Annotated in this window: 12 protein-coding genes and 1 pseudogene; 2 read left to right on the top strand and 11 right to left on the bottom strand. The window is 57.4% G+C overall.

Going from position 1 to position 12077, the window contains the following annotated elements:
• Positions 1-25 precede the first annotated feature (25 nt).
• From pcaC to pcaR, 8 genes and pseudogenes are all read right to left on the bottom strand, one after another.
• Positions 26-418, bottom strand: a complete 393-nt coding sequence (gene pcaC / locus ACP7BO_RS03070; protein ID WP_397455899.1) for a 4-carboxymuconolactone decarboxylase — start codon at positions 416-418, stop codon at positions 26-28.
• A gap of 11 nt (positions 419-429) precedes the next feature.
• A complete protein-coding gene (pcaD, locus tag ACP7BO_RS03065) occupies positions 430-1215 on the bottom strand; it encodes a 3-oxoadipate enol-lactonase (RefSeq protein ID WP_426208557.1) in 786 nt (261 codons plus the stop codon).
• Between the two features lie 12 nt (positions 1216-1227).
• Positions 1228-2592 carry a 3-carboxy-cis,cis-muconate cycloisomerase gene (locus ACP7BO_RS03060; RefSeq protein ID WP_426208555.1) on the bottom strand — a complete coding sequence of 455 codons (1365 nt, stop codon included), beginning with the start codon at positions 2590-2592 and terminating at the stop codon, positions 1228-1230.
• A 47-nt stretch (positions 2593-2639) separates the two neighbouring features.
• Positions 2640-3932 carry an MFS family transporter gene (locus ACP7BO_RS03055; RefSeq protein ID WP_426208554.1) on the bottom strand — a complete coding sequence of 431 codons (1293 nt, stop codon included), beginning with the start codon at positions 3930-3932 and terminating at the stop codon, positions 2640-2642.
• Positions 3933-4050: 118 nt separating this feature from the next.
• Positions 4051-5256, bottom strand: coding sequence for a 3-oxoadipyl-CoA thiolase (gene pcaF, locus ACP7BO_RS03050; RefSeq protein WP_426208913.1), 1206 nt, complete (start codon positions 5254-5256; stop codon positions 4051-4053).
• Positions 5253-5432 (bottom strand): annotated as a pseudogene (locus ACP7BO_RS03045) (CoA-transferase subunit beta); the annotation flags it as partial. The gene pcaF and the pseudogene ACP7BO_RS03045, both read right to left, overlap by 4 nt.
• A gap of 226 nt (positions 5433-5658) precedes the next feature.
• On the bottom strand, positions 5659-7005 hold the full coding sequence (locus ACP7BO_RS03040) for an MFS transporter (RefSeq protein WP_426208552.1): 1347 nt from the start codon (positions 7003-7005) through the stop codon (positions 5659-5661).
• A 304-nt stretch (positions 7006-7309) separates the two neighbouring features.
• Positions 7310-8152, bottom strand: a complete 843-nt coding sequence (gene pcaR, locus ACP7BO_RS03035) for a pca regulon transcriptional regulator PcaR (protein ID WP_073508884.1) — start codon at positions 8150-8152, stop codon at positions 7310-7312.
• 785 nt (positions 8153-8937) lie between these two features.
• Here pcaR and ACP7BO_RS03030 point away from each other — a divergent pair.
• Together ACP7BO_RS03030 and ACP7BO_RS03025 are read left to right on the top strand one after the other, a co-directional pair.
• On the top strand, positions 8938-9138 hold the full coding sequence (locus ACP7BO_RS03030) for a hypothetical protein (protein WP_426208550.1): 201 nt from the start codon (positions 8938-8940) through the stop codon (positions 9136-9138).
• A 354-nt stretch (positions 9139-9492) separates the two neighbouring features.
• Positions 9493-10965 carry an inorganic phosphate transporter gene (locus tag ACP7BO_RS03025; protein ID WP_060690934.1) on the top strand — a complete coding sequence of 491 codons (1473 nt, stop codon included), beginning with the start codon at positions 9493-9495 and terminating at the stop codon, positions 10963-10965.
• Positions 10966-11109: 144 nt separating this feature from the next.
• Here the strand turns inward: ACP7BO_RS03025 and ccoM are convergent, their stop codons facing one another.
• The 3 genes from ccoM to ACP7BO_RS03010 form a co-directional block, all read right to left on the bottom strand.
• The gene (ccoM, locus tag ACP7BO_RS03020) at positions 11110-11220 is read right to left on the bottom strand and encodes a cytochrome c oxidase subunit CcoM (RefSeq protein WP_060690933.1); all 111 of its coding nucleotides are present in this window, start codon (positions 11218-11220) and stop codon (positions 11110-11112) included.
• Between the two features lie 141 nt (positions 11221-11361).
• Positions 11362-11523, bottom strand: a complete 162-nt coding sequence (locus ACP7BO_RS03015) for a hypothetical protein (RefSeq protein WP_397455890.1) — start codon at positions 11521-11523, stop codon at positions 11362-11364.
• A gap of 113 nt (positions 11524-11636) precedes the next feature.
• Entirely contained in the window at positions 11637-11954 is a 318-nt protein-coding gene (locus ACP7BO_RS03010) for an aspartate-semialdehyde dehydrogenase (protein ID WP_426208547.1), read from the bottom strand.
• Positions 11955-12077: the final 123 nt, after the last annotated feature.

Raw genomic sequence — 12077 nt, 5'->3', positions numbered from 1 at the left:
CCTGCAGAAATGCAGGAAGGCGGCGTTATTGCCGCGACTCAACCCCCAACTCGTCCCATACCGACTCCGCCAGATGGAACGTGGCATTGGCTGCCGGGATGCCGCAATAAATCGCGCTCTGCATCAGCACTTCCTTGATCTCGGCACGGGTCACGCCGTTACTGGCGGCCGCACGCAAATGCAATTTGAGCTCTTCACTGCGGTTCATGCCGATCAACATCGCAATGGTGATCAGACTGCGGGTATGCCGCGACAGGCCGGGGCGGGTCCAGATATCACCCCAGGCGTGGCGGGTAATCATTTCCTGAAATTCGCTATTGAACTCGGTCAGGGCATTGAGGCTGCGATCGACATGGGCATCTCCCAGCACTTCACGGCGCACGCTCAAGCCTTCGGCATAACGTTGTTTCTCGTCCACAAAACAGCTCCTTAATCGTTTAACAGGAAGGCCAGCACCCTTTGGCTAAAGGCATCACCCGCCTGCACGCTGGACAGGTGCGCGGCATAGAACTCGGCGTACTGGGCGCCCGGTACGTGCTCCTGAATATAGTGGCTGCCGGAAGGCGGCGTTACGGCGTCCTCAGTTCCGGCAATGATCAGCAACGGCACCTTGATAGCACCCAACTGATCACGAAAATCAGCATCGCGTACCGCCGCGCAGTTGGCGGCGTAGCCCTGGGGTGAGGTCGCGGCCAGCATATCGGTGATGCGCTTGACCTGCTCGGGATGTGCCTGGGCGTAATCCTCGGTGAACCAGCGGGCAATCGAGGCATCGCGCAGCCCGGCCATCGCCGCGGGGCCGTCGCGCAGTACCATTTCGATGCGCGGGTTCCACATCGCCGCTTCGCCAATTTTGGCCGCGGTGTTGCACACCACCAGCTTGTTCAGCCGCCCGCCGGCATGGATGCCCAGCCACTGCCCGATCAACCCGCCCATCGACAACCCGCAAAAGTGAGCACGCTCGATATTCAGCGTATCCAGCAGCGCCAGTACGTCATGCCCCAGTTGCTCAATACTGTAAGGGGCCTCGCTCACCAGTGATTGGCCATGACCACGGGTGTCATAACGCAGCACCTGAAAATGCTCGGTAAACGCTGGTATTTGCGCGTCCCACATCCCCAGGTCGGTGCCCAGCGAGTTAGATAGAACCAGCACCGGCGCGCCTTGCGGGCCGTCAAGCCGGTAGTTCAGTTCACCTTCTTGTATACGTCCCACGAACTTCTCCTTTTATGGCGTCAATGCAAAATGTTCAGCCCGGGCACGCTCCACCCATGTCACCGCCTGGCCGAGGTAATTAGCCGGATCGAGCAAGCGATCCAGCTCTTGTGCGCTCAACTGCGCGCTTATTTGAGGCTCATCGTCCAGCACTGAGCGCAGATGACGCTGCTCGGCCACCGCACGCTTGCAGCATTGCTCCAGCAGATGGTGCGCGGTTTCACGCCCTACCCTCTGTGCCAGCACGATACTGACCGCTTCGGCCAGCACCAGCCCATGGGTCAGGTCAAGGTTGTGCAGCATGCGCTCGGCATCCACTTCCAGTCCCTGGGCAATATTCAACGCCTGCACCAGTGCCCCCGAGACCAAACAGCAAATCTCGGGCAGGGTTTCCCACTCGGCGTGCCACAAGCCCAGGCTGCGTTCGTGCTCCTGGGGCATGGCGCTGAACAGGGTGCTCAGCAAGCCCGGAACCCGTGTAGCAGCACTGATCAACACTGCAGCCCCCACCGGGTTGCGCTTGTGCGGCATGGTCGAAGAGCCACCCTTGCCCGGTGCCGCGGGCTCAAACACCTCCCCGGCTTCGGTCTGCATCAGCAAGCTGAGATCACGCCCCACCTTACCGAGGCTGCCTGCGATCAAACCCAGCACCGCAGCAAACTCCACCAGACGATCACGTTGGGTGTGCCACGGTTGATCGGGCAGGCTCAGCCCCAGCTCATGGGCCAAGGCTTGCGCCACCGGCATGGCCTGATCGCCCAGGGCCGCCAACGTTCCAGAAGCGCCGCCAAATTGCAGGCACAGCAAGCGTGGCTTTAATTCCTTAAGGCGCTGACGGCTGCGAGTAACCGCCCCCAGCCAGCCAGCGATTTTCATGCCGAGGGTGACCGGAGTCGCCTGCTGCAACCAGGTTCGTCCCGCCAGAGGCGTAGTCGCATACCGCAAAGCCTGTTGCGCGAGCACTGACCCCAATTGCGCCAGATCCTGCTCAATCAAGTCCAGGGCTGAGCGCAATTGCAGCACCAGGCCACTGTCCATCACATCCTGGCTGGTTGCCCCCAAATGCACATAGCGCTCAGCCTCGGGAGCCGCCTGTGCAATCTGTTTGCCCAGTGCCTTGACCAATGGAATCGCCGAGTTGCCGGCGCTGGCAATCGCCTGGCCCAACGCCTCAAAGTCATACAGCTCAGCGCGACACGCCCCGTCAATCGGCGCAACGGCTGCCTGAGGGATCAGGCCGACCCGCGCCTGCGCCCGGGCCAGCGCCGCTTCAAAGTCGAGCATGGCCTGCACCCGGCCATGATCAGAAAACACCTCACCCATGGACTTGGCCGTGAAGTAGGCATCGAACAGTTGATTGCTCCCTCGGTCACTCATAAGCCTTCCTTTGAAGGCGCGCGCCGGTTATGGGCGCGCGCGGCACATCACAGATCGTGGTGCAGGTACTTGGGCTGTTTGGGCAGGCGGAAACTGAACAGGAAGGCGATCGCCATCATGACCGTCACATACCAGTAAAAGGTGTTTTCCATACCCATGGACTTGAGCCCCAATGCCACGTACTCCGCCGATCCACCAAAAATTGCATTGGCCACGGCATACGCCAGCCCGACACCCAGCGCCCGAACCTGCGGCGGGAACATCTCGGCTTTAACCAGCCCGCTGATCGAGGTGTAAAAACTGACAATTGCCAGCGCCAGGGTAATCAGCACAAAGGCCAAAAACGGGCTGGTGACTGTTTTCAGGGTCAACAGAATCGGCACAGTGCACAGCGTACCCAAGGCACCGAACCAGAGCATTGACTGGCGGCGGCCAATCCTGTCAGCCAGCATGCCGAATACCGGCTGCATGCACATATAGAGGAAGAGTGCGCCGGTCATGATGTAACTGGCGGTTTTGGCATGCATACCTGCCGTGTTCACCAGGTACTTCTGCATATAAGTGGTAAAGGTATAGAAAATCAGCGAGCCACCGGCGGTGTAACCCAGCACGGTTATAAACGCCCCTGTGTGATTGCGGAACAACGCCGTGATGCTGCCTGCATCCTTGTCTTCACGGGTTTCGGCACTGGTGGTTTCTTTGAGGGTGCGACGCAACAACAACGAAATCACCGCAGCAATCGCACCGATAACAAAAGGCACGCGCCAGCCCCAGGCACGCAGTTCGTCTTCTGACAGGAACTGCTGAAGAATCACCACCACCAGTACTGCCAGCAGCTGCCCGCCGATCAAGGTCACGTACTGGAACGAAGCAAAGAAACCGCGCTGGCCCTTGAGTGCTACCTCACTCATATAGGTCGCGGTGGTGCCGTATTCACCCCCCACCGAAAGCCCCTGGAACAGTCGCGCGACCAATAGCAGCGCCGGAGCCCATGCACCAATCGAGGCGTAGGTCGGCAGGAAGGCGATGACCAATGAACCGGCGCACATCATCATCACCGATATCATCATCGAGTTCTTGCGCCCGTGCTTGTCGGCGACCCGGCCAAACAGCCAGCCACCGATAGGACGCATCAAAAAGCCTGCCGCAAACACACCGGCAGTGTTGAGCAACTGCACGGTCGGGTCATCGGAAGGGAAAAAAGCCGGGGCAAAGTAGATTGCACAAAAAGCGTACACGTAGAAGTCGAACCATTCGACCAGGTTGCCGGAAGAGGCACCGACAATCGCAAAAATCCTTTTTCTACGCTCTTCTCCCGTGTAGTGAGTTTCTGTTGTCATGTTTTATATACTCATCAGGTTTAGTTGCAGTTAGACATACCTTGCAACACCTAGCGCCGCAACCACAATAAGCCGAACGACTAAGGCAGTCGTGCGGCTCATGGCTTTATGCCTGATATCAAACCCGCTCGATGGCCAGTGCGAGGCCTTGTCCGACCCCTACACACATGGTGGCGAGGCCTTTTTTGCCACCGGTTTTTTCCAGCTGATGCAAAGCGGTCAGCACAATCCGCGCACCGCTCATGCCCAACGGATGGCCCAGGGCAATCGCTCCGCCATTGGGATTGACCTGGGGCGCATCGTCCGCCAGCCCTAGCTCACGCAGTACCGCCAGGCCTTGGCTGGCGAAGGCTTCATTGAGCTCAATCACGTCAAAATCGCTGACCGCCAGGCCCAGACGTTCCACCAGCTTGCGCACTGCAGGCACCGGACCGATACCCATCACCCGCGGTGCCACTGCGGCGCTGGCCATGCCCAACACCCGGGCACGGGCGGTCAGCCCGTGACGTTTGACGGCATCAGCCGAGGCCAGAATCAGTGCCGCGGCGCCATCGTTCACCCCTGAAGCATTACCGGCAGTCACGGTTTTGTCCGGACCATTGACCGGCTTGAGCTTGCTCAAGGTTTCAAGGGTGGTATCGGCGCGTGGATGCTCATCGTGCTCAACGATGGTTTCACCCTTTTTATGCGCAACACGCACCGGCACGATCTCTTCAGCAAAGTAGCCGGCAGCCTGGGCCGCAGCTGTGCGTTGCTGGCTACGCAGGGCGAAAGCGTCCTGATCGGCACGCGAGATCTGGTAGTCATCAGCGACGTTATCAGCGGTTTGCGGCATCGCGTCGACACCGTACTGAGCTTTCATCAGCGGGTTGATAAAGCGCCAGCCGATGGTGGTGTCTTCAAGTTTCATAGTGCGCGAGAAGGCAGCGTCGGCCTTGCCCATTACAAATGGCGCACGGGACATCGACTCAACACCGCCAGCGATCGCCAGCTCCATCTCGCCACTGGCAATTGCCCGAAAAGCCGTACCGATGGCATCCATGCCCGAGGCACATAGCCGGTTGAGGGTCACGCCCGGAATGGTTTCCGGCAGCCCGGCCAGCAGAGCGGCCATTCGTGCCACGTTGCGGTTGTCTTCGCCGGCCTGGTTGGCGCAACCGAAAAACACCTCGTCAACTTCATTCCAGTTCACCCCGGGGTTACGTTCGATCAGGGCCCGAATCGGGGCTGCCGCCAGGTCATCGGCACGAACGGTTGCCAGGCCTCCACCAAAACGGCCGATAGGGGTACGAATGGCATCGCAGATAAAAACTTCACGCATCAGGCTTCTCCCGGAACTTGGCCATGGGCCCGTGCTGTACGGGCTTCCAGATCACGCAACGCACCAAGTTCAACCTCGGTCGGTGCAGGTGTAAGTACTACGTTATCGGCAAAGCGAATGGCCCAGCCGGTGGCGGCAATCACTTGTTCACGGGTAATACCCGGGTGCAAGGCCGCAAGCCCCAGCCACATCGGCATTGGCCAGGTCTTTCTTGCCCTGGCCAATACTGTCTGCCATGAGGAGTCGCTCCCGTTTTTTGTTGGCCACTTGAATAAAGAACAGGCGCACTGGAACAACACCGAATACCCGCAGATTAAGCTGCCGGGTCTGGCCAAACAATCCGATAATCGACTATGTGTTCGCTAATCGAACACATAGTTAGCTTGCTGGCTAATCCGTTGGAGATCAGGTCGCGTCGGCATGACTGACCATGCCTTTGATCAGCACGGCGGTGGTTGCCAGTGCTGCCGGAATCACCAGCGCCGTCAGTACTTGTTCAAAGTTCCAGCCCAGCCCCAGCAGGGTTGCGCCCATCCAGGCCCCCAGAATGGCGCCAAACCGACCGATGCCCAGCATCCACGAAACCCCCGTAGCCCGGCCTTGAGTCGGGTAGAAGCGGGCCGCCAGCGATGGCATCGCCGATTGCGCACCGTTTACGCACATGCCGGCTACCAGTACCAGGGTGGCCAGAATCGTGATGTTGCCCAGGCTCTGCCCTACGGCGTAGGCAAACACCCCGGCCAGCAGGTAAAAAGTACCGATCACCTTGTGCGGATTGAATCGGTCCATCGTCCAGCCCACACCTACAGCACTCAACACCCCGCCGAACTGGAACAGTGCGCCAATAAAAGCGGCTTGCTCCATGCTGGCCCCGCTGTCACGCATCAGGGTCGGCAACCAACTGGTCAGCAGATAAACGATCACCAGGCCCATAAAATAGGTGAGCCACAGCAACAGGGTGCCGGTGCTGTAAGTCCCGGAAAAGATGACGGCGAACACGTTGCGCGCCTTGACGGTCTTCTGCTCGGGGACGCTGAAGCTGGAGGCCCGGGCGACCAGCCCCGGCGCAATGGGTGCCAGGGTTTTACGGATCAGCTCGACACTTCGATTGCGGACCACCAGAAAGCGCGCAGATTCCGGTAGCCACACCACCAGGATCAGTGTCAGCAGCAAGGGCAAGACCCCGCCGATCAACAGCAGGCTGTGCCAGCCATACATAGGGATCAATTTGGCGGAGATAAAGCCGCCACCGGCCATGCCCAGGTTGAAACCGCAGAACATACTGGTCACCAGCAACGACTTGTGGCGTTCCGGCGTGTACTCGGACAGCAAGGTCGTGGCGTTCGGCATCCCGGCGCCCAAACCCAGACCGGTTAAAAAGCGCAAGACCAACAGTTGATCGACGCTCGTGCTCCAGGCCGAGGCCAGGCTGAACCCGCCAAAAACCAGCACCGCGGACACCAGCACCACTTTGCGCCCGAAACGGTCAGCCAACGGCCCTGAACCCAGGGCTCCAAACACCATACCTATCAGCGCGGCACTCATGACCGGGCCCAGACTGGCGCGGTCGATTCCCCAGTCCTGTGACAAGGCCGGGGCAATAAAGCCCATGGCTGCAGTGTCCAGCCCATCGAGGAAGACGATCAGAAAACACAGGATGACTACCCGCCATTGGTAGCGGGAGAGCGGCTGGGCATTGATAAAGGACTGCACATCAAGGCAGTTTCCTACAGCAGACTGCGGCGAATTCATTATTTTTATTCCGGGTAAAACGCAGGCGAACGAAAGCCGGCCAAGGACCGGTGGCTCACAAAAAAAACGTAAAAAGGAATCTCAAACAGGTCTTGTGCAGACTGGGGCTGGCCGCTTCCAGGGCACACAGGCAGGGATATGCATGGCGTTGAGTCTCTTCATTATTATATTGGGCGGGGTCCTGCATGCGCTTGCGAGCAGACGCCAGGACGCTCACGGGACAGTAATCAGGCCACCGCTGACACGCAATTCGATAAACGCTTAACTGGGCGTTTATCGAACACTTAGTGCTACCGCGCTCGCATCAGCTGAATAATTGAGCACTCAATTCGCGGCTGGAGCTGAGCATAATCGGCAGAAAACGCTGCTCCAGCTCGGTGCGTGTCACTCTTGCGGCATGGGTACTGACGTTTAAGGCTGCCAGTACCTGCCCGGAAGCGTCATAGACCGGCACGGCTATTGAACGCAGGCCTTGCTCCAGCTCTTGATCAACCACGCACCAGCCTTGTTCGCGCACCTTCTGCAAACACTCAAGCAACGCTTCGGGCGTGTGCACGGTGCGGCTGGTCTTGGCCTGAAACTCACCATGGGCCAGGTATTCGTGCAGCGTCACATCATCCAGTGCCGCCAGCAGGATGCGGCCCATGGAAGTGCAGTACGCCGGCAAACGTCCGCCCACGGAAAGATCAACCGAGATCAAACGCTGAGTGGTTGCCGAACGGGCGATGTACAGGATGTCGTCGCCCTCCAGGGTCGCCATGTTGCACGCCTCATGCAACTGCTCGCTCATACGGTCCAGATATGGCTGGGCCGATACCGCCAGCGGGGTCGATGAGAGGTAGGCATGACCGAGTGTCAGTACTTTGGGCAACAACGAATAAGTGCGGCCGTCAGTGGTGGCATAGCCAAGCTTGATAAGCGTGTATAAGCAACGGCGAACTGCGGCTCGCGGAATCTCGGTGCGATGGCTGATCTGTGCAATGGTCAGGTGCCGCTTGCGCTCCTGAAACGCCTGGACCACCGCCAGCCCCCGGGCCAATGACGCCATAAAGTCGGGATCACCGGTAAACGCCTGAATGCGCTTGGCGGGCGACGCCACGATCGGCGGCGCGATACAGGTAGCGGCATTGCGCAATAGATCATTCATCCTCTATCCCCTGCTTCAACTATTTATTGTTATTAAACGGCCGGCCCGGGCTGTTGAACACGCCTGGCGCACGTACAAGGGGCGATTATCGAACTGCCGGCCGATAATCGCAATCGCTCCGCCACGCCTCTGACATGACCGCGTCGCAAGCAACTGCTCATTTACATACAAATGATAATCCCCAATCAGCGTAGTTAATCCACACGAACCGCCCGCCGCCCATTCAAAGACCGCCCCTTCCAGGATCTGCGGGCTAACCGCTCGACACTGATAGAAATTGTCTGTTTTAAAAGCCTGCTGATTTAACCCGCCCCCGCAATTGAATAACTTGATGTGACAACTGCGCGGTTCTCCACACTAATAGACAGGGCCAGCAACTCGTCTAATTAATCCTTTAGTCTCTGTAACACGCCGGTCATCTGGAAGTTGACGTGCCAGAAGTTATTGGGCGATAGTAGTGACCTTACTTGGACCAATGTGATCCGTAAGTAATTGAGTGCACAGGATCAAGCGTCTTTGAGTATTGGATCCAACCTTCAGGTTGAATTTAATAAGTACCTGCGGGCTAACATTTAAGTGCACCGCGTGTTGTCCTCATCAGGGGGTGAACACTTAACCGTGCGACGTACATTTTTAGTTGATGACGTGGCGGCGTGCAAAGAGCGGCTTGTTTAGCCTGAGCCTTGCTTACAAGGCATTACCGCAGGCGAACTCATACGTTAAATTAATCGCCCTCTCATGCACGATGGTTCACCAGACTTAATCTCTACTAATTAGGTAATACTGTGACGAAAGATGAACTGCGCGCAGAACTTGAGCGTCAGGAGCAACGTTACAAGGAAGTTTACGGCGGCGAAGTGACTACTTACGCGGCTCAGCCAGAGCCTGAACGTAAACCCTGGCGCAAACGTGCCAGCTTGCTTGATCAGGCGTTCACTCAAGAAATCCAGAAAATTGAACAAGAACTCAAGCCTGAGGAGCCGTGAACCTGTGCGCTGAAATCGGCTAACAGCGCTCCACTGCCCCCCTCTGCTGATTCGCCATTTGCGCGAACGGAAGCGGTCGTTTGTGACGCTAAAGCTGGAACTGCCCTCGTTGGCGAGCTTGATTCAAGAAATTTCATCCTTCGGGCGGGAACCTTTCTGAGGCCGGGCATGAGCTTGCAAGAAGACCCATAGCCTTTGATATCAGCGGCTTGGGAAGGCATACAGACTCTGCACAATGAATACGGCCTGCAGGTTTTTTCGTTTTTAGATGTTACCAGCGGACAGCTAGTGCATCGATTACCGGGGTTTTCTGGCATAATCCGGCCCCCTTTATGACCGTGTCAGAAAACCTTCATGATCGATCTATTAAGCGGATTGGACGCCTGGGTTCTTATCAGCCTCTTCTTCGCCCTAGCCTTTGTTCTCGCGTTTGAGTTCATAAACGGCTTTCATGACACCGCGAATGCGGTAGCAACAGTCATCTACACCAAAGCCATGCCGCCTCATCTGGCGGTGTTCTTTTCCGGTGTGTTCAATTTTCTCGGCGTTCTGCTGGGCGGGGTCGGTGTGGCATATGCCATCGTCCACCTGCTACCGGTAGAGCTTCTGGTCAATGTAAACACCGGACATGGCCTGGCCATGGTGTTCTCGCTGCTTGCTGCTGCCATCACCTGGAACCTGGGTACTTGGTATTTCGGGATTCCCGCGTCGAGCTCCCACACCCTGATCGGCTCTATCCTCGGTGTCGGACTGGCCAATGCCCTGATCAACGGAATTCCGGTGAGCGACGGCGTTAACTGGCAGAAGGCCATTGATATTGGCGCCTCGCTGATATTCTCGCCTATTGCCGGCTTCGTGATTGCGGGGCTGTTGCTGGTTGGCCTGAAGTGGTGGCGTCCTGACTCCAAGATGCACAAGACGCCGGAGCAACGCCGCAAACTGGACGACAAAAAACACCCGCCGTTCTGGAACCGTCTGGTTCTGGTGATCTCGGCCATGACCGTGAGTTTCGTTCACGGCTCCAACGATGGCCAGAAAGGCATCGGCCTGATCATGCTGGTTCTGATCGGCATCGTGCCAAGTGCGTTCGTTCTGGACCTCAACAGCACCACTTACCAGATCGAACGGACTCGTGATGCAACCCTGCACCTGAGCCAGTTCTATCAGCGTAACAACGCCTCCCTGAGCGAGTTCCTGGCGCTGGGCAAAAGCGTAAAAGATGACTTGCCGGATCAGTTCAGCTGCAACCCGCAGCAAACCGAGCCGACCATCGCGGCACTGCTCAGCTCGCTTAAAGGTGTAGCGGACTACCACTCGATCCCGGCTGAAAAGCGCATCGAGATCCGTCGCTACCTGCTTTGCCTGGACGACACGGCGAAGAAAGTCAGCAAATTGCCAGCACTTGATGCCCGAGAAAAAGCGGACCTCGAAAAACTGCGCAAAGACCTGACCGCCACCACTGAATACGCGCCGTTCTGGGTGATTCTGGCGGTTGCCCTGGCTCTGGGGCTGGGCACCATGGTTGGCTGGAAACGCGTGGTAAAAACCATCGGCGAGAAGATCGGCAAGCAAGGCATGACCTATGCACAAGGCATGGCAGCCCAGATCACAACGACCTTTGCCATTGGTCTGGCCAACATCTTCGCCCTGCCCGTATCGACGACACACATCCTGTCGTCGGGTGTTGCAGGCACCATGGTCGCCAACAAGAGCGGCCTGCAAAGCAGTACGATCAAAACGATCCTGATGGCGTGGGTGCTGACCTTACCGGCCACCATCGCACTGTCTGCGGGGCTGTTCTGGCTGGCTTCCAAAGCTCTCGCCTGATTTAGCCTCGATTAAAAAAGGTACGCCCCTCACGGGTCGTACCTTTTTTTGTGCCTGTGGCATGCGCAAAAAACACGGACAAAAAAATAGGCGACCGAAGTCGCCCAAAATGCCTTGCGTGCTCGTACCCCGGAAAGACCCGCGCTATTTGCGCTTTTGGGAGTCTTTCCAGATAAAAATGCCCAGACCCGCGAAAAACAGCACCATGAGACCGACGGTAAATACTCCGGCGATAACCACATTATCGAGAAACATGACGGCCTCCTGCGTGTCTGTGTGTGTTGAAGCTAGGTTAACCAGACGCGCAGGCGCATAACTTGACCGGGATCAATAGTGATCCACGGGCGTAGCGACTTGGAGGGGATATTTGACTCAGATCATCTAAAACGCCGCTGTTCAGCGCTTTTTAGGTTTGTTCTTCGGCTTTTTTTTACTTTTTGCCAATGGCATTGCTTGCTCGAAGGCCTGTCGTACTTCGTTCAGCTTCTTTTCTTTGAGGTCGTGTGCCCGCTTGGCGCGCTCGGCACCCAGGTCCACCAGTTTGTTGTCTTGGCTCATAGCGCAATCAGGTCACTGTCTGTGTTTAATTCGGTGCGCTGCAGACCGCAGAGGTCTCAGGCAATAGGCCAATAGTGCGACGCGATGCCTCCCTTTTACCAGAGAAAATCGACTTAAACCTTTATATCAATCCACACACCCTGACGCTGGGTTCCATCGACCGGGGGCAAGTCCGGTTCCGGGCTTTGAGGGTCCTGTTCATTGACACCCGCCCGCTCCAAAGCCTCTCTACGACGCTTGTCGTGCTGTCGCTGTTGCTCTTCGCGCAACAACAGCGTGGCCTGCTCGCTGTCTTGATGACCAGGATTGATCGTACTGTCACCAGCGCTTGGCTGCGCAGGGGCTACCGGCGGAATGTCCGGGCGTGGCCTCGGCGGATCTTGTTGAGAGGTCACGGGCACAACACTCAAAGGCAGGATGGGCGGCAACATGGCGATTGTTCTCCTGTTCCTGATGTTTGATCGACGCGAGCCACTCATCGAAAACAACTGCCGGTCCAAGTAAAGCCGGACAGCTTTTTATGAGAGTCCTTTGGACTGAGGCCAGTGTTCCGT

The organism is Pseudomonas sp. TWR2-1-1, from assembly GCF_049897045.1.
Taxonomy (GTDB): Bacteria; Pseudomonadota; Gammaproteobacteria; order Pseudomonadales; family Pseudomonadaceae; genus Aquipseudomonas; species Aquipseudomonas versuta.
The sequence above is the reverse complement of the archived record's forward strand: the minus strand, read 5'-3'. Positions and strand labels throughout refer to the sequence as shown.